Source organism: Sphingobium sp. L-44 (genome assembly GCF_056859495.1).
In genome coordinates this window covers 1-22426 of sequence record NZ_JBSXOQ010000103.1, presented here as the reverse complement: position 1 = coordinate 22426, position 22426 = coordinate 1, and the positions used below count along the sequence as shown (strand labels likewise).

At 61.1% G+C, this 22426-nt stretch carries 14 protein-coding genes; 4 read left to right on the top strand and 10 right to left on the bottom strand.

Annotation, left to right across the window (positions count from 1 at the left end):
* Positions 1–143: 143 nt before the first annotated feature.
* The 6 genes from ppc to AC13EK_RS16410 form a co-directional block, all read right to left on the bottom strand.
* Positions 144–2870 carry a phosphoenolpyruvate carboxylase gene (ppc, locus tag AC13EK_RS16435; protein WP_483022279.1) on the bottom strand — a complete coding sequence of 909 codons (2727 nt, stop codon included), beginning with the start codon at positions 2868–2870 and terminating at the stop codon, positions 144–146.
* A gap of 77 nt (positions 2871–2947) precedes the next feature.
* Entirely contained in the window at positions 2948–3688 is a 741-nt protein-coding gene (locus tag AC13EK_RS16430; RefSeq protein WP_483022278.1) for a dienelactone hydrolase family protein, read from the bottom strand.
* A gap of 196 nt (positions 3689–3884) precedes the next feature.
* Positions 3885–6704 (bottom strand): TonB-dependent receptor, encoded by a 2820-nt coding sequence (locus AC13EK_RS16425; RefSeq protein ID WP_483022277.1) that lies wholly within the window; start codon positions 6702–6704, stop codon positions 3885–3887.
* A 124-nt stretch (positions 6705–6828) separates the two neighbouring features.
* Entirely contained in the window at positions 6829–8337 is a 1509-nt protein-coding gene (locus tag AC13EK_RS16420; RefSeq protein WP_026109703.1) for a glycoside hydrolase family 32 protein, read from the bottom strand.
* The gene (locus tag AC13EK_RS16415; protein ID WP_037522330.1) at positions 8334–9659 is read right to left on the bottom strand and encodes a sugar porter family MFS transporter; all 1326 of its coding nucleotides are present in this window, start codon (positions 9657–9659) and stop codon (positions 8334–8336) included. The genes AC13EK_RS16420 and AC13EK_RS16415 overlap by 4 nt, the downstream gene beginning before the upstream one ends.
* Before the next feature lie 55 nt (positions 9660–9714).
* Positions 9715–10695 (bottom strand): ROK family protein, encoded by a 981-nt coding sequence (locus AC13EK_RS16410; protein ID WP_017503300.1) that lies wholly within the window; start codon positions 10693–10695, stop codon positions 9715–9717.
* Between the two features lie 689 nt (positions 10696–11384).
* Between AC13EK_RS16410 and AC13EK_RS16405 the strand changes: the two genes are divergently transcribed.
* On the top strand, positions 11385–12536 hold the full coding sequence (locus AC13EK_RS16405) for an ROK family transcriptional regulator (RefSeq protein WP_017503299.1): 1152 nt from the start codon (positions 11385–11387) through the stop codon (positions 12534–12536).
* A 138-nt stretch (positions 12537–12674) separates the two neighbouring features.
* On the opposite strand, the gene AC13EK_RS16400 is transcribed toward AC13EK_RS16405, so the two are convergent.
* The 4 genes from AC13EK_RS16400 to ptsP all read right to left on the bottom strand — a co-directional run bounded on the left by AC13EK_RS16400 (position 12675) and on the right by ptsP (position 19207).
* On the bottom strand, positions 12675–13982 hold the full coding sequence (locus AC13EK_RS16400; RefSeq protein WP_483022276.1) for a carbohydrate porin: 1308 nt from the start codon (positions 13980–13982) through the stop codon (positions 12675–12677).
* Positions 13983–14061: 79 nt separating this feature from the next.
* Positions 14062–15762, bottom strand: a complete 1701-nt coding sequence (locus AC13EK_RS16395) for a PTS fructose transporter subunit IIC (protein ID WP_017503297.1) — start codon at positions 15760–15762, stop codon at positions 14062–14064.
* On the bottom strand, positions 15759–16709 hold the full coding sequence (locus AC13EK_RS16390; RefSeq protein WP_017503296.1) for a 1-phosphofructokinase family hexose kinase: 951 nt from the start codon (positions 16707–16709) through the stop codon (positions 15759–15761). Before AC13EK_RS16390 ends, AC13EK_RS16395 begins: the two co-directional genes overlap by 4 nt.
* Positions 16706–19207 (bottom strand): phosphoenolpyruvate--protein phosphotransferase, encoded by a 2502-nt coding sequence (ptsP, locus tag AC13EK_RS16385; protein WP_037522332.1) that lies wholly within the window; start codon positions 19205–19207, stop codon positions 16706–16708. Before ptsP ends, AC13EK_RS16390 begins: the two co-directional genes overlap by 4 nt.
* Positions 19208–19340: 133 nt before the next feature.
* On the opposite strand from ptsP, the gene AC13EK_RS16380 reads away from it, so the two are divergent.
* The 3 genes from AC13EK_RS16380 to AC13EK_RS16370 are packed head-to-tail and all read left to right on the top strand — an operon-like array spanning position 19341 to position 22218.
* Entirely contained in the window at positions 19341–20348 is a 1008-nt protein-coding gene (locus AC13EK_RS16380; protein ID WP_037522334.1) for a LacI family DNA-binding transcriptional regulator, read from the top strand.
* Between the two features lie 4 nt (positions 20349–20352).
* Positions 20353–21192, top strand: a complete 840-nt coding sequence (locus AC13EK_RS16375) for a shikimate 5-dehydrogenase (RefSeq protein WP_026109659.1) — start codon at positions 20353–20355, stop codon at positions 21190–21192.
* Positions 21193–21222: 30 nt separating this feature from the next.
* Positions 21223–22218 carry a class 1 fructose-bisphosphatase gene (locus AC13EK_RS16370; protein ID WP_017503365.1) on the top strand — a complete coding sequence of 332 codons (996 nt, stop codon included), beginning with the start codon at positions 21223–21225 and terminating at the stop codon, positions 22216–22218.
* Positions 22219–22426 lie beyond the last annotated feature (208 nt).

Here is a 22426-nt window from a genome sequence, read left to right as displayed (position 1 = left end):
GGGGATGGACCGGCTGGCCGCTCGCAACATGATTTCCCACAATTGATCGATAAGATCAAAATGTGCGGGAAATGTGCGAAGTTAAGCGCGGCACATCCTACAGAGCGGGTCGGCCATCCCCACCCGCTCCGTAGCGTTCCAACTCAGCCGCTGTTGCGCAGCGCGGTCGCGATCGCGTTGATCGACAGTTCGATGCCTTCCTTGATCCGGGCATCATCCTCGCCGGCGCGATAGCGCTTGAGCAATTCGACCTGCAACAGATTGAGCGGCTCGATATAGGGAAGCCGCAGCCGGATCGACGTCTCGGTCGTCGGGCTCCGTTCCAGCAGGCGCGACTGGCCGGTGGCCGCCAGCAGCCCGTCATGGGTCAGCGACCAGCCATCGCGGATACGCCCGAACAGCGTCTCCGCCTGCGCCTGATCCTCGACCAGCGGCAAATATCGCGCCGCAATGCCCAGGTCCGACTTCGCCAGCACCATCTCCAGATTGGCCAGCGCCGACTGCAGGAAGGACCAATGCTGCGCCATGTCGGCCAGCAGCGCCTTGTCCTCGAACGCGGCGATCGCATGGCCGAAACCATACCAGCCCGGCAGCATCACCCGCGCCTGCGCCCAGCTGAACACCCAGGGAATGGCGCGCAGATCCTCGATCGCGGTGCTCTTGGTCCGACTCGCCGGACGCGACCCGATCTTGAGGCCGGAGATTTCCTGGATCGGGGTGAGCTGGCGGAAGAATTCCTTGAACCCATCGGTGCCGTATACCAGGTCGCGATAGGCGGTGAAGGCATTCTTCGACAGTTCATCCATCGCCGCGGCAAAGCGGGCGGCATCCTTCGCCGACACGCCTTCGGGTTCCAGGCTGGCGAGCAGGGTCGCGCTGGTCATCGCCTCCAAATTGGTCATCGCCACGTCGCGCGTGCCGAACTTGGCGGCGATCACCTCGCCCTGTTCGGTGATGCGGATGCGCCCCTGCACACTGCCGCGCGGCTGCGCCTGGATCGCCTTGAAGGCGGAGCCGCCGCCGCGCCCGACCGCGCCGCCACGACCATGGAACAGCTGCATCGCGGCCCCGGCCTCGGCAAAGACCGGCTCCAGCGCCTGGCTCGCCTTGTAGAGGCTCCAGGTCGAGGTGATGTAGCCGCCATCCTTGTTGCTGTCGGAATAGCCGATCATCACTTCCTGATGGCCGCGCGCCTGCACCACCCCGGCAATTTCCGGCAGGCCGAAATAGGCGGTCATGATCTTGGGCGCGGCCTCAAGGTCGCCGATCGTCTCGAACAGCGGGATCGACATGATCGCCGCCTTGGCCGGATCGCCATTTTCCGGCGCGCGCCACAGGCCCGCCTCCTTCAGCAGGATATTGACCTCCAGCATGTCGGACACGCTTTCGGCCTTGGAAATGATATAATGGGTGATGCACTGCGGCCCATAGGTGCGGTGCGCCTCGGCGGCGGCATGGACGATCGCGAGTTCCGACGCCGTTTCCTCGGAATATTCCGAAAAGCGCGTGCCGAGCGGCCGGTTGGTCGCCAGTTCCCTGCGCAACAGGGCGATGCGGGCAAATTCGTCCAGCCCGGCATAATCCGCCTCGACCCCGGCAACCTTCAGCAGTTCGGCGACCACGCGCTGATGCACGTCGCTATTCTGCCGCATGTCGAGCGTGGCGAGATGGAAGCCGAAGGTTTCGACCGCGCGGATCAGCCGGCCGAGCGCGCCGCCGGTCGACAGCGCGCCATCACCCTCGCTCGCCAGCCCCTGCGCCACGGTGACGAGGTCGCGGCGGAAATCGCCCGGCGCGGCGTAGGGCTCGCCCTTCAGCGCCGACGGGCGCGGCGGCGCCTTGCCGACCAGATTGACATAGGTGGTCGCCAGCCGCGCATAGATGCCTGAAATGGCCCGGCGATAGGGCTCATCCTGCCGGCTGGGCGATGCGTCGCCGCTCGCCTCCGCCAGCGCCAGCGCCAGCACCGCTTCGGGCACATGGGCGAGTTCGGTCGAGACCGACAATTCCGCGCCCAGCGCATGGATCGATTCCATATAATAGGCCAGCGCCGCCTCGCAGCCGCGGCCCAGCGCCGATCGCAGCTGCGGCGCCTGAACAAACGGGTTGCCGTCACGGTCGCCGCCGATCCAGTTGCCGACCCGCAGGAAGCTGTGCGGCCGCGCTCCCAGCACCCGTTCCCACCGGCCATAAAGCGCCGGCAGCGTCGGCAGGAAGATGTCGCGGAAATAGGTCAGGACATTGTCGATCTCGTCCTGCACGAACAGCTTCTCGCGGCGCAGCGGCCGCGTCTGCCACAGCAGCGCGATCTGGCGGAAGATCGCCTCGTCCAGATTCTCGCCATCATCCGTCTCGGTCCGTCCGGCATCCTTCAGCTGCATCAGGTCGGCGATGCGATTCTTGTGATCGATCATGCTCTTGCGCCGCACCTCGGTCGGGTGCGCGGTCAGCACCGGCACGATCAGGCTGTGCGACAGCAATTCCAGCACCGCATCCTTGCCGATGCCATGCGATTCGAGCTTGGCCACCGCCGATGCGACATCGGCGCCGGGTTCCGCCGCCACCCCCTGCCGATCCTCGGCCAGATTGGCGAGCATCGAGAACAGCATGAAGCCGCGGGTGAAGTTGAGCGTGTCGTCGAGATTGAGGGCATCCAGGCCCGTGTCGGTCAGGTCCGCGCCCTGCAGCCCGCGCGCGCGATCGACCGAGGCGGAGCGGATATATTCGGTCTGCTTGTAGAGTTTCTCCCCGCCATAGGCCCGAATGACATCGCCCAGCAGGCGTCCCAGATAACGGATGTCGGGATTCTGCGTGATCGCAGGCGCCTTGGAAAGGCCCGCGGAATTATCTTCAGTTCGGCGACGACCCACAGCTTATTCTCACCTTCTGAAATCTATTTGATGGCTAACATGAGAGCTGGCCCATGGCATTCACCGCGTATTCGTATTCACAGTGCTCGCTGGAATAGCGCGATGGATGCCAAGAGCGCGCGCACAGTCAGAGCAGGATCATAGCGAGGACCTTCATCGCGCATGAAAGCATGTGCGGCATTGAACTCCAGCCATTCGTAGCTCGCCCCGACTGCCTCAAGCCGCGAGCGAATCCTTTCGCGCCCTTCAAAAGGAATATGAGGATCCTGCCGTCCCCATATGAACAGCGTCTCAGCGCGTAGCTCGATCAACCTGGCAAATGTGTCGTCGCTTCGTCCTTCCCCCAATGTTCCGCTATGGACGTCCGTTGGATAAAAACAGGCTGCCGCCTTCACCCGAGGATCAAATGCCGCACGCAAGGCCAGATGGCCCCCAAGGCATTTACCAATCGTGCCGACCTGTCCGGTCGATGACGGATGAGAAGTCAGGAAATCAAGACCCGCGCGGGCATCTGCATCGAAGGCACCGACCGGCTTGAGAAACTTGAGCGCATTGCCTCTGTCGGTCCCTTCAGAATTATATGGCAGGAACGTGCCCGCCTTTTCATATTCATGATAGACTTCCGGAACGGCCACCAGGAACCCGTGTCCGGCTAAAAATGCAGCGATCCTTCTGATTGGCGCCGTGACCTGATATATTTCCGAAAAGAATAGTAGAGCAGGAAACCGCCCCTCTCGAGCAGGGCGAAAAAGATGGATGCGCATCAAGCCACCCGTATCGGTCACAACATCTTCAACTTCGTCGCCGAGAATGATCATAATTCCCCATGAACTTGCTTCAGACTGCCCACGTAGTCTTTTGTTGAAGACTGCGCATAGCCCGATTCAAAACCGCGTGGGATAGTCTTTGAATACGTCAACCTAATGGATCGGATGATGAATCGATTCCAGAAGTCCGCTCTCCAGGTTTTGAGGGTGAGACAAGTGCCTCACCCCCTACAACAATGCACCTGGACTACATTTTGAACCTGACACCCAGGCTGAAATAACGCCCCTCAACCCTAAGATCGCGGGGGAAATACTGAGTTTCGTTATAATAGCGATAATTGTTGAACGGCTTGCCCAGGATATTGCTCACATTGCCGACGAGCGTAATTCCCTTGATCGCTTCATAGGAGGCGGAGAAATCGAGGCGCGAAATGCCGCGGGTAATTTCCCCGGCATATTGATCCTCGTTCGAGTTCCGGTTGTAGCTGTTGATGTAGCTCGAACGGTGATTGTAGGACAGACGGGCAGACACCGGTCCCTTCTCGTAAAATCCGGTCAGATTATAAGCCCATTTCGAAAGGCCGGTAATCCGTACCTGGCGAGCGCCTTCGCCCAGCACCGTTGGAAGTGCATTGGTGCCGTCGAGATAGGTGACGTTGGCCTGGACGCCAAAGCCGGACAGGAACCCTGGCAGGAAATCGAAGAAGGTCTGGAAGGACGCTTCGGCCCCCTTGATTTCGCCCTTACCGGCATTTTCCGGGCGGTTGATCTGGATACGGCCGTAATCCGGGTCCATCACGTCCCGGGTGTAGTTGCTGATGAAGCCCTGGAGATCCCGGTAGAAGACTGCGAGTGTCGCCGACCCATTTTTGGAGAAATAATATTCGAGCGTCGCGTCATAATTTTTCGACGTCAGCGGCTTGAGGTTCGGATTACCGCCGTTGCCAAATGCGGCATATTGCGGCGGCGAGCCGTCAGGACCAGGGCTGTTACGGGTAATATTGAGGGATGGGTTGAGTTGGCCGAAACTCGGCCGCGTCCGGGTCTGGTTATAGGCCAGTCGCACCTGGAATTCGGGCGTCAATCGGATCCGGGTCTGAAACGAAGGCAGGACATCAAGATAGTTCTGGCGCGATACCTGCGGGACGATCTGGGATGTGCCATCAGAGCCGTTTACCCGTGAGAAGCCGGAATAGCGGCCATCGGTGTTGACGACGCGAACGCCGAATGTACCGTCGACAGCGACATCCCCAAGGTCAAACTCATATTTGCCCTGGCCGTACATGGCATAGCTTTTTTCCTTGGCAGTGAAGCCATTGAGCGGATCGAACGGTATTTCCTCGGTCGCGAACTTGGTCACGGCGTCGCGGATACCACCGTCATTAGGGAACATGATCGTCAATTGCTGCACAGACGCATAGGCCAGCTGCCGCAGCGCTTCCACATTGTCCCGGATGGAACCGCGGGTCGGTGCCAGCCAGTTCTGGAAGCGCTGCGGATCGCCCCGGAAGCCATCATTGATGAGTTCAAGCTCGCCTGTCGGCAGGCTCGCGAGCGGGAGACCCAGGCCAGCCGTGTAGGCGTAGCGGTTGTTATTCTGCATGAGCGCAGTGCGGTCGCTCGCCCGAATGCCGACCTGGATCTTGGGCAGCCAGTCAAAATCGGTATCGAGATCCAGGTCGAGCCGTCCCTGCACGCCATCACCCTTGGTGACGAAATGCCGCTGATAATAGCCGCGCCAGATATAGTTGGCGGGGTTCGTCTTGTCGAAGTCACCCAGATCGAAGATGGCCGAACCCTTGACGTCCCATTCAACATTGATCGTCGGCGAGCTGGCGAGCTGGCCATCGACGCTGTCTTCGTCCGCCTCATATTTGCTGTAGGTGTAGGCGAAGTCGCCCGACAAGGTGGCTCGGTCGGTCTTCCATTTGAATCCCAGTGCCGCCTGATAGGTGTCGGTCTGGTCGTCCTGGGTGGACCGGAAGAATTCGGGCACATAGCCGCCGGTCTTGGTGAAGCTTGCCGCCTTGAGGGGCTCGCCTTCGACTAGGACCACATTGCTCAGTGTCGGGGCGATGCCATCGATGCTGCGACGCTCGAAATTGACGTTGAAACCATCGCGAAGAACCTTGCCCCGATAGGCCTGCCAAAGGCCTTCCGCATAGATTTCCAGATCGGGGGTCGGTCGCCACTGGATCGCGCCATTGATCGCGGGCCGATGCCGAACGCCCTTCTCGTAGAAATTGCCGGCATTGGCAGGAAAGCGGAAATTGCCCACGCCTGGCGTCGTAACGGTCATGTCATCGGCGGGGTCATCAGCACCAAAGCCCAGCGGGCTGATGATAGCGGAATCGGCATAACGATCGGCGTTGCGGTAGGTCATCCGGACATAACTGAAATTGACGAGCGCACCGATCTCGCCGATCGGCGTATCCCAGCGCTTGGTCAACAGGAGGTTGGCGGAAGGGTCGAAGGCCTTGGACTGGTCATTATAGGATCCGCGCACTTCGCCGGCAATTTGCGTGTCCTTGACGTCGAACGGCCGACGCGCACGCAAATTGATCAAGCCGGCAAGCCCTGGCTCGATGAGATCGGACGTGCCCGATTTGTAGACCTCCAAACCTGCGGCCACGCCAGCCGGGAAATCCTGCAGATGCAGTACACGATCATCAGCCGTGAAGAATTCCCGTCCGTTGAAGGTCGTGTTCACGTCCGGAAGTCCACGGACAAGCACCACACCCGCCTCGTCATTATAGCGTAGCACCTGCACACCCACGACGCGCGAGATCGCTTCAGCCGCATTATTGTCAGGAAGCTTGCCGATATCCTCCGACACGATCGCATCGACAATCGCATCGGACTGGCGCTTCATGTCCTGCGCAGAGCCCAGCGCGGCACGATAACCCGTTACGACAATGTCTGGAACCGACGCGGAATCGATCGTCTCCTCGCCTTTCTTCTTTGCCGAAGCCGCGTTACCGCCTGCATCCTGCGCGATGGCCGGCGCAGCCAGCAGAAGCGATGCGAGCGACGTTGATCCAAGTAGTGCCACTGCCTTGAAATTCATGATTATCCTCCCTTTGTTTATTGCTATGCAGGCCGCGCGAAGCTGCGTTCCGACTGTCCATGCAGCGGAAATTCAAAATCATCCGATGGTGATCGAGCTGTTCAGCTCTCGTGTGGCGTGATCGTCAGCGGGACACCTCCGGCCTGATCGGCCATGCAGTGATATCCATGATTGCAGGTGCGCCGCGCGCAGAAGCGCTCCAGCGCAAGGTTCCTGAACCGCGAAAGAAGCGATCAGTGATCGTCTGCTCACCATCGTTGATGAACAGCTCGACGATCGATTCATCCACAAGCAGGCGAAGAGACACCCTGCCCTTACTCAGGTCAACCGGCGCCACATGACGGTTTGCAAACCCGTCGTGGAAATGCGGGCCAGAGCGCGAACGATCGATGAAGACCTCGTTTACCGTCGGATTGACGCCGATCACCATCTGATAACCCTCGCCATCGGTCAGCGTGATCGCCACCTGCTCGCTTTGTCCCAATGAAAGATTGGCCTGAAGATCAATGGCACCACCCTCGACGGGGAGCGGAACGGGTTCTTCGCCCAGCGACAATTGACGCACGGCCTGTTTGCCGCCTCGCAACTGTTCCAGTTCCTGCACCGGCCGCTGCGTCAGCCGATAGCCCTCGGCGGTTTTCCTCAGGGAAATGCTGCGCGGTACAGTCATGATACCGCGGGCGGGATAGGTGGGTATCGCCTCGGCATAACGCCAGTCATTGGCCCATCCGATCCAGATGCGGCGAGGGTCGTCCTTGGGAAGATCATTCCAGGCGACCGCCGCGTAGAAATCGGCGCCATAATCCGTCCAGACCGGTTCCCCGCCCCACCCTTCGACAGGCGTGAAGCGACGACCATCAAAGTCGCCCACGAAATATTGGCCGCCCGAACCGCCGCCCACAGCTTGGTCGCCCAGATTGACGCTGAGAACCCAGCGCTGCTCTCCGGGCTTTCCGCCTTCGACGGGAAGGAGATTGAGATCGGGGCATTCCCAATTTCGTCCCCGGCCGCCCGCCGGACCGAAACTGCTGGCAAAGGTCCATTGCCTGAGATTGGGTGACGTGAAGATGACGGCGCGGTTTTCGGTCGCCATGACAGCGACCATGACCCATGACTTTGTCGGTTCATGCCAGAAGATCTTGGGATCCCGAAATTCCGGAGATCCCACACTCAGCACCTCGCCATGTACGGTCCATGTTCGTCCGCGGTCATTGCTGTAGGCAAGATATTGGGACTGCAGTTTGGCTTTGGGATTATGACCGGTGTAGACCGCGATCATCGGCGGCTTACCGTCACGGCCCAGGCCACTGCTATTCTTCCAGTCGATCACTGCGCTGCCGGAAAACGCCATGACGTCGGCGGTCTCCGGGATGGCGACCGGCAATTCCTCCCAGGTCACAAGATCCCGGCTGACGGCATGACCCCAACTCATATGCCCCCAGCGGTCACCATGGGGATTATATTGATAGAAGAGATGATATTCGCCTTCGAAATAGACCAGACCGTTGGGGTCATTCATCCAGTTGCGCTTGGGCGCGAAATGATATGTCGGGCGAGGATCGGCTCGCTGCGCCTGGGTTGCGGCCGGAACCATCAGAGCTGTAGCGGTCATCAAGAAAAGCGTCCTGATCATGCCTGCGCACTCCCAAGGTCCATGTCTTCGAGCGCGACACCGTTGGTTTCGGGCATCGCCTTCCAGGTCCAGATGAACTGGAGCAGCATCATCGCGCCAAAGAAGGCAAAGACCCAACCACCGACCCGGGCTGCAAATACGGGAAAGGCCCAGGTGATCGCAGCAGCCATGACCCAATGGGTCGTGCTGCCAAGCGCCTGCCCCTTGCCGCGCACCGCGCTGGGAAAAACCTCGGAAATGAACACCCAGATGACAGCGCCTTGCGACACGGCAAAGGCGGCGATGAAACCCAACAGACCAACAAGGATCAACGTGCCGTCGGGATCAGAGCTTTCCAGCTGATAGCCCACGAGAAGCAGGGCTACGGCACATAGGATCGACCCGGTGTACAGGAGTGGCTTGCGACCGAAGCGATCGATCAGAAACAGCGCCAAGATGGTAAAAACCAGATTGGTGCCGCCAATGGCGATAGACTGCAGCAGCGCGCTGTCAGAGCCTGCACCGGCCAGTTCAAAGACACGCGGCGCGTAATAAAGCAGCGCGTTGATACCGGAGAGCTGGTTGAACATGGCAATTGCGATGGCGCAGGCGACCGGGCGAGCATAGGCGGCCTGAAACAGGCCCGGTGCGATGGATCGATCAAGACGGGCCTCGGCCTCCTGGATATGACGAAGTTCATCCGTCGGATCGAGAAATCCCAGCCTTTTCATAACGCCCAGCGCCTGCGGCCCCCGCCCATGAATCGCCAGCCAGCGCGGGCTTTCCGGCAATAGGAGACTAACGGCAAGGAACAGTGCTGACGGAAGGGTGACGATGCCGAACATCCACCGCCACGCGGTTTGTTCAGGGGCGAGATTGGCGATCAGGTAATTGGATAGAAAAGCAATCAAAATGCCCATCACGATGTTGAGCTGGTTCAGCGCAACAAGCCGCCCTCTGAAACGCGCTGGAGAAACTTCGGCAATATAGATCGGCGTAACCACCGAGGCAGCGCCAATCGCCAGACCTCCTAGGAACCGAAAGGCCAGGAGCGTGCCCCAGCTGCCCGCCAGGCCCGTGCCGAGCGACGACACAACATAGCAGATCGCAACTGCAAGCATGACCGCACGCCGACCGAACCGGTCAGCCGGCGCGCCCGCCACCAGCGAGCCGAGTACGGTACCGATCAGAGCGGATGCAACCGTAAAGCCCAGCATGCCATCGCTCAGGCCAAACCGCGCCTGCAGCGCCGAGGTCGTGCCAGAAATCACGGCAGTATCAAAACCAAACAAGAGGCCACCAAGCGCCGCGCCGGCTGCGCTCAGGACGATTGCACCGGTCACCCGAGCGTCGCTCGGCCCTGCCATCCTGTGAGCCGCGTGATCCGATAGGGAAGGACTATGCAAGTGCAGCTCCTGAGAGAGAGGATTGATTGGAAGATGACGGAAGTTCGACAGACCAGTGCATCGGCCACTGGCGTGTCGCGGTCCGATAGGCGAGCGCGAACGCGCCGGTCAGTCCCGCCGATGCGCCCGCCGTGGGTGCGGCGATATAGTCGTCCATTTCGAGGGCGCGCATACTGGCGTCATAGCCGGCAAGTTTACCGTTCAGAGCGCGCCGTACGCGCTGGTACATGCCGGGAGACTCCATGACGCCACCGCCGATGATGATACGGTCGGGGCGCACGATGTAGGTCAATGTCGCGCACAGGGCGCCAAGATAGTCCGCTTCAATCTCCCAGCCAGGATGATCTGGGGGAAGTTGCTCAGCTGGAACACCCCAGCGGGCGCGCATTGCTGGGCCGCAAGCCAGACCTTCAAGGCAATCGCCATGAAAAGGACAAATGCCCGCAAAAAGCTCATCGCCCGCAGCACGCGGCAGTCGGATATGCCCCGCCTCGGGATGATTAGCACCGCCATGAGGCGCACCATCGATCAGCAGACCCACGCCAATGCCGGTTCCAACCGTCACATAACAGAAGGTATCGAGCCCCTGCCCGCTGCCGAACAGCTTTTCGCCGACTGCCGCACAGTTGACATCGGTATCGAGCGCCATCGGCGCATCGATCGTCCGGGCAAAATGACCAAGCAGGTCGACATCCTGCCACCCCGCCTTGGGCGTCGATGTGATCGAACCATAGTCCTGCGCGACTGGATTGAGAGACAGGGGACCAAAGCTGCCGATCGAAAAAGCGGACAATCGTCCCAGGTCGAGTTCGGCCTGCTCGAAGAATGCGGTGGCCGCACCCAGCGTATCTGCAGGGAGCGTAGTGGCGATCCGTTGCTGCCGGATGACGCGCCCATTGCGGTCGGCGATGCCGCAGAGGAATTTCGTACCCCCCGCTTCGATGGCACCCAGGAGAAGGTTGTCATTCTGCATGTTTTACTCGCACGACAAGCTGTCCCGCCCCCAACAGGGCCGGGGATGAAGCTTCAAGGGGAAAGAATTGACTGCGGGCATGGCGCGCCGCCTGCTCCACACATGACCAGAAACAAGACACCGTCGAGGCGCCATGCAATCTGCGTAAAAAATTATGTGGAATAGCCTCCAAGGTCATCCTCTTCCCTGTCCTGCAGCACGTATTCGTGCTTGCCAGCCGCCCTTGCGACTCCATTAAATCTACAAATGTGATTTAGTGTGTCAATCACATTCTTTGCGATTGCAAGAGGGGCCCGTACCTCCCAAAAAAATGGGGGAGGATCTGGGCTGTAAGCCCCTATCCTCCCCCCTTACATTTCCAGCGTGCAGTCTGGAAACTGGGCACTTCCCGTCCGGTTTGGACGAGCTTTGTCGGGTTGGTCAGGCGCTCGCAGTGGAAGAAAGGAGAGGTTCTCAGCCGCCGCGCGCCCGCAGGTCCGAACGAAGCCAAATGACAAGGAACTATGCTGCCCGCCCTGCCATAGTCTCAAACTCGAATCTGCTACCTGACAGACTAAATCTATCAATGTGATTTAGTCTGTCAAGCAGCTCTTGCCATGACTCGCCCTTGCCATTTGGAGCAAGGCTGTTCCAAACCACCACACCTATCGCGCATCATCTTGCTGCCGATATATTGAGCGGAGTCGCAGGTGAACAAGCGTGGCAGCAATGCGGTGGGCGTGCGACGGTATAATGAGCGCCTCATTCTCGCGACGGTGCGACGGCTCAACGGTGCCTCGAAGGCCGACCTTTCCAGGATAACCGGTCTCTCACCGCAGGCGGCTGTCCGAATTGTCGAAAGCCTTGCTGACGAAGGGCGACTGATAAAGGCCGGAAAGCGCACAGGAGGCATGGGACAGCCATCGATCATCTACCGGATCAACGGAGGCAGTGGCTGCACCATCGGAGCTGAAATCGGCCGCGATCGGCTGGTTTGCACCATGCTCGATTTTGATGGCCGCATCATCGCCTGCGAAAGCACGACTACATCCTATCCCAGCCCCGCCAGTGCCGTGGAGCTTATCCAATGCTTTGCGCAAAAACATTTGCCGCAGCTAAGGGAAGAACAGCGCGAAGGCTTTCTGGGTTTCGGCATCGCCATGCCCTGGTTCATCGGCGAATGGCGCGAAGAGGCGGGCATCGCGGCCCAGCAGGCCGCTGCCTGGGCAGCACCAGGGCTCGAGGAGTATTTCCAGAAGGAACTGGATGGCCCGGTCATTTTCGAAAATGACGGCAATGCAGGCGCCCTTGCCGAACTGATGTCGGGATCAGCCGTGGGGCTGACCAATTTCCTCTATGTCCATATCGGGAGTTTCGTTGGCGGTGGCCTTATCCTGAACGGAGAGATCAAGCGCGGTAAAAACGGCAATGCTGGGGCTCTTGCCTCAATGCCAATTCCTCAAGGTACCAGCACGGACTTCCTCCTACACGCCGCCTCCCTGTACCAGATGACAACCAGTGGGGAAGGCGAACACGATCCGGCTTGGGAAGCGTGGTTGAAACACTGCGCTGAGGCGCTGGCATTCGTGATTATTAGCGCGAACAGCCTTCTAGACCTTGATGCCGTGGTCATCGGGGGCGGACTACCACATACCCAGTTACGCCATCTGTCAGAACGCGTCAAAAATACTATCCAAAAGACCGCCCCCCGCGATTTCTTCTGCCCAGAACTCAAGATTGGCGAGAATGGGGAAAAGGCTCCTGCGATAGGCGCTGGCTTGCTTCCGCTATTCTCTACCTACGCACCGAACCTGATTTCTTTGCTCAAAAGCGATGCCGTCGCCTCCTTGGCGGAAGTATAATCCTCAATCCTTCTAAACCAGATGTTCTCATCTTTGGAATTACAAAGCCGCACCCATCAAATTCCAATTTAGCCTATTGGCGGCTAGAGCACACGATCAGAGAAATGATGATTGCAGATCGATGCAATCATAATGGCATTAGCTAGACAATAGTTGCATCGCATCCACGGTGAACTTAAATCCCAGGATGAAGGCATTCCGGATGTTCCGCGTGCGATCGGGCGCCCCGGTCTGGTCGGGATGCAGGATATATTGCAGGTTGGGCGACAGTCGGATTGCCGGGTTGACCTGCAATCCATAGGCCAGTTCCATCATATATTGATGGCGACGAATATCGGCACGCCCGCCCGCCGCAACCCGCGCGGTGTTCATCCGCTGGATCGCCAGGTCGCTGAAACGCTGATCGTTGATGGCGAAGCCAATCGTGTCCTGATCACGCCCGGCGAAGGTACCGGTCTGTACGATCCCCATGCCCAGATAACGGCTTTCCTCGACCTGGCCGGACAGGTTGGTCATCGCCACGCCAAAGATGCTCACCCCCCGCGGCGAGGCCGGATCGGGACGGGTCAGCTGCTGATCGAAGCGGGCATAGAGGCCCGACCGCCCGTTCCGCGTCGCCGCCGCTCGCCCGGTCAGGATCGCAATGCCACCCTGGTCGTCCCGCAGCGGATCGGCATAGTCGCCACGATCAAACCAGCCGCCCAGAATATAATGGCCCGGCAGCCGATCATCGGCTGCATCCCGGCTAAAGCTTAATTCCCAGGGTATGATCACCCCGGTCGCATTCTTCGTGCTGAAATTGAAACCATGGTCGCTTGCGCGCTTGCGGTCCGGGCTCACTTCGTAAACGCCGGCATGCAGCATGACCTGTGGCGTCACATGCAGCTTGGCATGGGCCATCCAGCTGGATGCCGGGAAATAGGTGAAATTGCTGTTCTTGAAGACGAAGGTCGGATTGCCGCAGGCCGAATTGGTCTGGAAATGGCAATAGAGCGGCGAGTTGAGGAAATGGATGTTCGCCTGGCTGCGCCCGGCCTCGATATCCAGTCGCCCGTCCAGGAAGCTCTGCTGCCAGGTCAATATCGCCAGATGGGTATTCTGGGTGCCATAGATTTCCTGCACCGACGTATTATTGCCGATCGCCATGGCGGAAAGATTCTTGCCATGGCGATTGGTGACGGCAAAATGCAGCATCGCGCCATCGATGCCGATCATCCGGTCAAGATCTAGTTCGGCGCCGACATAGACCTGCCCGGCATGGGTCGCGTCGCGGCGAAGCCCGCCCGATACATTGGTCGCCGCCTCGCCGGTATAGCTGAGCGACAATGTTACCCCCTCCGCTGCCAGCGGTTGCCATGGGGCCGGCGCGTCCGATTGGACCGATGGCGGATCGACATCGGCAACCGCCTGATCCTGTGCCAGCGCGACGGGCGCGGTACAGGCCATGGCGCCGGCCATACAGGCGGCACCCATCTTCCTGAAATACATGAATAGCCTCTCCGATTATCGTGACGCGTTCGGGGCGTCAGGCCTTGATTTTTGCTATGGGACGCTTGACCAGCCCGACCAGCAGCGCGCTCACCAGCGTGCCGGCGAAAATGGCCAGCGCATAGACGCCGACATGGGTGACCGCGCCAGGGATCGGCAGCACGAACAGTCCGCCATGCGGCACCTTTAGCTCCACGCCCATCGCCATGGAGATGGCCCCGGTCACAGCTGAACCGGCCATCAGCGCCGGAATGACCCGCAGCGGATCGCGCGCGGCAAAGGGGATTGCCCCTTCGGTGATGAATGCCAGGCCGAGGACCGCGGCGGCCGCGCCGGCTTCGCGCTCTTCAGGCGTGAAGCGATTGCGGAACAGTCGAGTGGCGAGCGCAACGGCGAGCGGCGGCGTCATGCCAGCTGCCATGGTGGCCGCCATCGGTGTATAGACCTGACTGGCGATCAGGCCGACCGAGAAGGCATAGCCCGCCTTGTTGACCGGCCCGCCCATGTCGAATGCCGACATCGCGCCCAGGATCAAGCCCAGCATCAGCGCACTCGACCCCTGCATGCTGCGCAGCCAATCGGTCAGGAAAGCCAGCGCAGCGGCAACCGGCGTGCCCACGGCATAGAGCATCAGCAGACCGGTCAGCAGCGTGCCGAGCAGCGGCAGGATGAGGACCGGCTTCAATCCTTGCAAGTTCTTGGGCAGCTGAATCAGGCGATTGAGCCAGTCGACGCCATAGCCCGCGATGAAGCCGGCGACGATGCCGCCGAGGAAGCCCGCGCCCAGATTGGCGGCCAGCATGCCGCCGATCATGCCCGGTGCAATGCCGGGGCGGTCCGCAACCGAATAGGCGATATAGCCCGCCAGCGCCGGCACCATCAGCACGAAGCCGCCCTTGGCGCCGATTTCGAACAGGGCATAGGCCAACGTGCCCTTCGCTGCCGCATCATTGGCGTGAATACCGCCCAGCGCGAAGGCGAGCGCGATCAGCAGGCCACCCGCCACCACGAAGGGCAGCATGAAGGACACGCCGGTCATCAGATGCTTATATGGGCCGGCGCGCTTCGCGCCCGATGTCGCGGCGGCAGATTCGGCCGGTTGCGATGCGCTCCCCTCGCCACCTTGTATGGTCGCTTCCGCCAGCGCCCGCTCGATCAGCTTCGCGCCACCGGTGATGGCGGGCTTGGTATTGCCGGCGAAGACGCGCTTGCCGGCAAAGCGGCTGCGATCGACCTCTCGATCGGCGGCGATCAGCACGATGTCGGCGGCAGCGATTTCCTCGGCCGTCAGCGCGTTGCCCGCGCCGACCGACCCCTGCGTCTCGACCCGAATGGCATAGCCAAGCTGGCGCGCGCCTTCGGCCAGCCCCTCGGCCGCCATGAAGGTATGGGCGATGCCGGTCGGGCAGGAGGTGATGGCGACGATGCGCGGCACGGCGCTCGACACGCCCGCTACCTTGCCCCCGTGCAGCGCGGCGACGGGATCGGCCAGAACCGCCTCCAGCGTCAGGCGGCGATGCGGGCGGTTTTCCGACGGGGCGTCGGCGCCTTCCGGTGCGATCAGCAGCAGATCGCCGTCCGCGTCGCCCGGCAAGGGATTGACGATCCCCTGTGCGGTCCGCAATTCGATTTCGATGGCCTGGCCACTGGCCTTTGCGGCCTTGCGCAGCGCTTCGCCGGCCAGGACGCCGGCGACACCGGCTTCGCCGGCATCCACCACCGCGAAAATCCTGCTCATTGCGTCTCTCCCATCAGAATATCCGTCTCAACGCTGGCCGCCAGGGCTTCGATCTCGTCCCTTGTCGGCAGATGCGGTCCGGCACGGCCCAGCTTGCCGACGGCAAAGGCGGTGGACAGACGCGCGATACGATCCAGCCCCGCGCCTTCGATCAGGGCGGCGGCCAGACCGGCAACCATGGCATCGCCTGCACCGACCGTGCTTTCCACGCTGTGCGCGGTCAGGCGCGCGCGCAGCATTTCCGAGCCGGTCAGAAACAGTGCGCCCTGCGCGCCCATCGACACGGCGATCAGGTCGACGCCCCGATCCAGCAACCCGCGCGCGACGTCGACGATCTGATGCGGCGCATCGACCGGACCATCATGCCATTCGGCCAGTTCATGCAGATTGGGTTTCAGGATGGTCGGCAGAACGGGGCCCGCGAGCGCATGGCGCAACGCCGGGCCGCTGCTGTCGAGCAGGACAAGAGCCCCCCGCGCCCGCAGCATGGCGGTAAGGGAGGCATAGATATCGACCGGGCAGCCGGGCGGCAGGCTGCCCGAGAGGATGACGAGATCGCCGACGCCAACCTGTTCATCCAGCGCCGCAATGACGGCATCGATACGCGCTCCGGTTGCCGGTGCGCCATCCATGTTGATGTCGGTCGTGCCATGGACATCGACCAGCTTCAGATTGACGCGCGTGCTACCGCCATGGCGCTGGCAGCGGTCGATGATCGACTTTTCGGCAAAAAGCGCATCGAAGGGCGCCGCATTGGCGCCGCCCAACAGGCCCATGACGGTGACGGGCACATCCCAGTCGGCCAGGCAACTGGCCGCGTTGATCCCCTTGCCGCCGGCATCCTGCCGCACGGAGCGCGCGCGATGCACCTCCCCGGGAACGAGACGGTCGAGCATGACCGTCTGGTCGATTGCCGGATTGAGCGTGACGGTGAAGACGGCCATCATGCCCCCTCCCCATCCAGCGCGCGCACATCGGCGGCGCTTGTCGCGTCGAGCGCACGAGCGGCGAGCCCCTGAAGATCGCCAAGGCTGCTGGCGCGGAGCCGTGCCTTTACGGCAGGAATGTCGCGCGGGGTCATGGACAATTCATGGACCCCGAGGCCCGCCAGCAACGCCGCGCCGAACGGATCGCCGGCAATGCCGCCGCACACGCCGACCCAGCGGTCATGCCTGCGCGCGCCCTCCACGGTCATGGCGATCAGGCGCAGAACGGCCGGGTGCAGGCTGTCGGCTTCGCTCGCCAGTTCCGGATTCTGACGGTCGATGGCGAGTGCATATTGCGTCAGGTCATTGGTTCCGATCGAGAAAAAATCCGCATGCTCCGCCAGCGCATGGGCCTGAACGGCGGCGGCGGGGACTTCGATCATGATGCCGATGGGAACGGCCGGTGCAGCCAGTTCCGCCCGGATCGCTTCACAACGTTCCCGCAGGATCACCAGTTCGGCTGCGGATGTGATCATCGGGAACATGATCGACAGATCGCCGCCCAGCTTCGCCGCGCGATACAGGGCGCGGAGTTGCGGTTCCAGCAGGTCGGGCCGACGCAGCAACAGGCGAGCGCCACGCACCCCCAGGAAGGGATTCTCCTCCTTCGGCAGGTCGAGATGCGGCACCTGTTTGTCGCCGCCAATGTCCAGCGCACGGACGATCAGCGGCCGATCACCCAGCGCGTCGATCATCCCGCGATAAATGGCGCATTGTTCCTCCTCGCTCGGGCTGTCGCCGCGTTCGAGGAACAGGAATTCGGTGCGCATCAGCCCGACCCCCTCGCCGCCCTGTGCCATGGCGAAGGCCACCTGATCCGGGCGGTTCACATTGGCGCCGATCGCCAGATCATGACCGTCGCTGGTCCGTGCCGGCAGAGCCCGCTCCGCCTCTTCGGCGGCGCGTCGCGCCGCGATCTCCTCGATCCAGGCGCGGGCGGAGGCAATGTCCTGCGCCGAGGGATCGAGCCAGATACGACCGCTGTCGCCATCGACGATGGCGGTCGTGCCGGCCGCCTGCGTCAGCAGATCGGCCCCGCCTGCCACGACTGACGGCAGGCCGAGCGTACGTGCCAGGATCGCGCTGTGCGACGTCGGCCCACCCAATGCGGTGGCGATACCCGCCACGCGGCGCGTATCGAGCGTCGCCGTATCCGATGGCGACAGATCGGTCGCCACCAGCACGCAGGGCTGGTCTGGCAGGTCGGCCAATGTCCCTGCGCTGAGCGCGGGATCAATCTGGGCTAGCACGCGCCGGCCGACATCGTGCAAATCGGCAGCGCGTGCAGCCAACACCGGATTACCCAGTGCCGAAAGCTGTCCTGCCATGCGATCGATCGCCTGATGCCAGGACCAGGCGACGCCATGGCCCTCCACCATCAACTGACAGGTAAGCGTGATGAGGTCAGTATCGTCCAGCAGCCCGGCCTGCGCCGCAAAGATCGCGGCATCCTCCGCCCCCAGACGGCGGGTGGTGTCATCGACCAGCGCCTTCATCTGCGCCCGGGTGCGCACCAGCGCATCGTTCAGCAGCGCGCCGCCCGCGACCAGATCGACCGGCTGGTCGGGCACGTCCAGTTCCGCCGAGGCCAAGATGTGGACGGGACCGATGGCGAGGCCGGGGCTGGCGGCGACCCCGGCGATCATCGCGGGATTGCCGGCCGGTTTCCAGCCGCGCACCGGCGCCTTCGCCTTTTCGGCGGCACGGGCGGCATCGGCCTTCTCACGAACCGTGAGGCTCGTGACGGTGCGCATGAACTGGTCAAGCGTGTTCCTGTCGCTCGCCGAAATGGTAGCGCGTTCGCCTGCCTTCAGCCCCAGTTGCAGCAGCGAGACGATACTGCGCGGATCGGCCATGTCTTCGTCATGTCGGATGCGTATGGGCGTAGCCAGGCTCTTGGCTGCTTCCGCCCAGGCTGAGGCGGGCCGGGCATGCAGACCAGCAGGATAGTCGACCGTCCATTCGATCCGCTCGGCCAGATCCTCGGCAGCGGGACGGGCCTCGCTGGGGTTGGCGTCTTCATGGAGGGCAGCGGCAATAGCCGCCGGATCGTCGGTGGCGAGAAGGGCCGCGAGACGCGCCTCATCCTGAATCAGGCGGGTGAGGCGGCGCAGGATCGCGATATGACTGTCGGAACTGGCGGCGATACCGACAATGAGATGGGCGCGCTGCCCAGGATTCCACTCAATCCCTTCGCGCAGTTGCAGGACCACGATCCCGTCGTGGCGCACCAGCCCTTTGTCCTCACCCAGGCCATGGGGAATGGCGACGCCCGCCCCCAGATAGGTGTTTGCCACCGCCTCCCGCCGGACCATGCTCTGTTCATAGCCGGCCGAAACGCAGCCAGCGGCGACCAATATCTGGCCGGCCTGGAGGATGGCGGCCTCCTTGTCGGACGCCTGCGCGTCGATGCGGATCAGGTCTTCATGGCGAAGCGCACTTAGGGGGGCGGCAATCATGACTCTTCAGCATCCTCTCTCTTCCTTTCAAGAAAACGTTTTCTCATGATTCTGTCAATACACTTGCATTTACCCCCTGCGATCGGCCATATCTCGTGCAGAATTGAGAGAGGGTGAGGAAAACGATTTTCCCATGACGGTCGGAATCAAGGACGTAGCGCGAGTGGCCGAAGTATCGCCTGCCACCGTCTCCCGGGTACTTTCGGGGCGTGCGGTTGATCCAGCCATGCGCGACAGGGTGCTCGCAGCGGTCAGGACAACAGGCTACCGGCCCAACCTCGCGGCCCGTCGGCTCCGTTCGCGTCACAGCAACACGATCGGCCTCATCGTTGCAGATATCCGCAACCCCTTTTTCACGGCAGTGTCTCGCACGGTCGAGGATATCGCCTATGAACGCGGCCTGCGGGTTATATTGTGCAATACGGATGAAGATCCCGCCAAAGAGGCGATGTATCTCCAGTTGATGCAGGAGGAACGGGTGACAGGGGTGATCCTGGCACCCACTCGGCAAGGCGCCAAGAAGGCATCGCAGACAAAGGCAGAGCATCCCATCATCCTGATCGATCGCGTAGCAGCGACGACCACAGACTGCGTCGTGCTCGACAATGATGCGATGGCTCGCACACTGGTTGCCCATTTGCATGCGCAGGGATTCAGATCGATTACCGGCCTGTTCGGCGCAGCCAGCACCACGGGTGCCGAACGACGCGCCGGCTTTGAGCAGGCAGCCCAAATGATCGGCATCCCTACGCGATCCCTGTCTGTGCCGCATGGAGAGGGTGAAGCGGAGAGGCTGGTCAGCGCTCTCCTGCAAACGCCTGATCGGCCCGAAGCGATCATTGCGAGCAATGGCCTGATGCTGATGTCGGTATTGCGAGCCGCACATGCGCTGGGCCTGAGCGTTCCCGGCGACTTCGCATTGGCTGGGTTCGACAATGACACCTGGACGGAATTTGCAGCTGATGGACTGAGCGTTATCGAACAACCCGTGGAGGAGATCGGGCGCACCGCCATGGCCATGCTGCTCGACCGTCTCGACCATCCGAACGCCGCCGCTCGTAAGGTGGTTCTGAGCGGGCGTCTCATCATCCGCGGATCTACGATCCGTCGTGAAAAATCAGCAAACCAGAATGGGGTATGAGGATATGAAACCGCCAATCGGCAGGGACACCAGATTGTGCATGTCGCTGTCAGGTCGCCCTGGTAACGCCGGATCCCGCTTCCACAATTGCCTCTATGAGATTCTGGGGCTGGACTATGTCTATAAAAGTTTCAGTACACAGGATCTGGCAGCTGCGATCGGCGGCATCCGCGCGTTGAATGTGCGCGGATGCGCCATTTCCATGCCGTTCAAGGAAGCGGTCATTCCTCTGATCGATGACCTTGAAAGCTCAGCCCGTGCAATCGACAGCGTCAACACCATCGTCAATGATGATGGCCGGCTGACTGGCTACAACACTGATTATGTTGCGGTTCGCCAGCTTCTCGAGAAGCGCATCGAAAAACCGGTACCATTTCTACTCCGAGGAAGTGGTGGAATGGCGAAAGCCGTCGCGGCCGCGCTTAGAGATGCTGGCTTCGCCAACGGCACGATCATCGCGCGCAACGAAATGGCCGGGCAGGCGATCGCAGACCAATATGGCTTTTGCTGGCAGGCTGATCTACCATCGGATAGCGCACCACTGCTGATCAATGTCACGCCATTGGGTATGGAGGGCAAGGACCGAGACGCCTTGGCGTTCCGCGCAGAGCAGATCGCGGCCTGCAGCACCGCTTTCGACGTCGTTGCCCAACCGGTCGACACCCCTTTCGTCCGCGCAGCCAGAGCTGCTCGAAAGAGCGTGATTTCCGGCGGAGAGGTCATCGTCCTGCAAGCGGTGGAGCAATTTATTCTTTACACGGGCGTGAGCCCCGGCGCCGACGACATCCGTGAAGCAGCGCGATATGCCCACGGCGCAGACGTCGCTGCACGAATAGCTGATTAAGCCCCCTCCCCCTCAATGCAAAGGCCTTCCATGCAAGCCATCTCCCTCAGCCGTTTCCTGATCGAGCAGCAACGCCAGGCCCAGGCTTTGCCAGGAGAATTGCGCCTGCTCATCGAAACGGTCGCACGCGCCTGCAAGACGATCAGTCACGCGGTATCCAAGGGCGCACTGGGTGAAGTTCTTGGTAGCCTGGGCAGCGAGAATGTTCAGGGAGAGGTTCAGAAAAAGCTCGATGTCATTGCCAACGAGCTATTGCTCGATGCCAATGAATGGGGTGGCCATCTGGCAGCCATGGCTTCCGAGGAGATGGAGACCCTCTACCCTATTCCCAACCGCTATCCCAAAGGCGAATATCTGCTGCTGTTCGATCCGATCGACGGCTCAAGCAACATTGATGTCGACCTGAGCGTCGGAACGATCTTCTCCGTACTCAAGGCACCCGAAAATGCTTCAGGGCGCGAGGTAACAGAGCAGGACTTTCTGCAACCCGGCATACATCAGGTCGCAGCCGGCTATGCCATATATGGACCACAAACGCTGCTGGTTCTGACAATTGGATCTGGTGTCTATGAATTCACTCTCGATCGTGAAATCGGCTCATGGCGGATGACCGACGGCCCCATGCAGATGCCCCAGGGCAATCGCGAATTTGCCATAAACATGGCGCGTCGCCGCCAATGGTCGCCGCAAATCATACGCTATGTCGACGAACGAATTCAGGGGGCGGAAGGGCCTTTGGGCAAGGACTATAACATGCGCTGGACGGCCTCGATGGTGGCCGATGTACACCGCATCCTGAAAAGAGGGGGTATCTTCCTTTACCCTAAAGATGCCCGCCCGGATGGTACGGCCAGACTACGCCTGATGTACGAGGCAAATCCGATGGCCTTTCTGGTAGAGCAGGCAGGCGGCGCAGCCATCGACGGCGAACAGCGACTGATGGAAGTCCTGCCATCAAAACTTCATCAGCGCATTGGGGTGATTCTGGGTGACAAGGAGGAAGTCACATCACTGCTGAGGGACTGAACAGCCAAAAAAAAGGGCGCCTCTCTGCATAATATAGATAATTTCAATAAGTTAACTGAAAAAACGTTGACCTGCCCCCCGAAAGGTCCCTCATTCTGATGTAGAGTCTGCCCACGAGAAGGAGCAGACGCATGAGGAAGAGCCGTTTCACCGAGGCGCAGATCATCGGGATGATCAAGGAACAGGAGGCAGGACTTCCAACGGTCGA

What these genes read in the sequence shown, in the direction of transcription:
- AC13EK_RS16430 (WP_483022278.1), bottom strand. Translation starts at nt 3,688, where the DNA reads ATGATCATTCTCGGCGACGAAGTTGAAGATGTTGTGACCGATACGGGT.
- AC13EK_RS16425 (WP_483022277.1), bottom strand. Translation starts at nt 6,704, where the DNA reads ATGAATTTCAAGGCAGTGGCACTACTTGGATCAACGTCGCTCGCATCG.
- AC13EK_RS16420 (WP_026109703.1), bottom strand. Translation starts at nt 8,337, where the DNA reads ATGATCAGGACGCTTTTCTTGATGACCGCTACAGCTCTGATGGTTCCG.
- AC13EK_RS16410 (WP_017503300.1), bottom strand. Translation starts at nt 10,695, where the DNA reads ATGCAGAATGACAACCTTCTCCTGGGTGCCATCGAAGCGGGGGGTACG.
- AC13EK_RS16400 (WP_483022276.1), bottom strand. Translation starts at nt 13,982, where the DNA reads ATGGCCTGTACCGCGCCCGTCGCGCTGGCACAGGATCAGGCGGTTGCC.
- AC13EK_RS16395 (WP_017503297.1), bottom strand. Translation starts at nt 15,762, where the DNA reads ATGAGCAGGATTTTCGCGGTGGTGGATGCCGGCGAAGCCGGTGTCGCC.
- AC13EK_RS16390 (WP_017503296.1), bottom strand. Translation starts at nt 16,709, where the DNA reads ATGATGGCCGTCTTCACCGTCACGCTCAATCCGGCAATCGACCAGACG.
- ptsP (WP_037522332.1), bottom strand. Translation starts at nt 19,207, where the DNA reads ATGATTGCCGCCCCCCTAAGTGCGCTTCGCCATGAAGACCTGATCCGC.
- AC13EK_RS16380 (WP_037522334.1), top strand. Translation starts at nt 19,341, where the DNA reads ATGACGGTCGGAATCAAGGACGTAGCGCGAGTGGCCGAAGTATCGCCT.
- AC13EK_RS16375 (WP_026109659.1), top strand. Translation starts at nt 20,353, where the DNA reads ATGAAACCGCCAATCGGCAGGGACACCAGATTGTGCATGTCGCTGTCA.
- AC13EK_RS16370 (WP_017503365.1), top strand. Translation starts at nt 21,223, where the DNA reads ATGCAAGCCATCTCCCTCAGCCGTTTCCTGATCGAGCAGCAACGCCAG.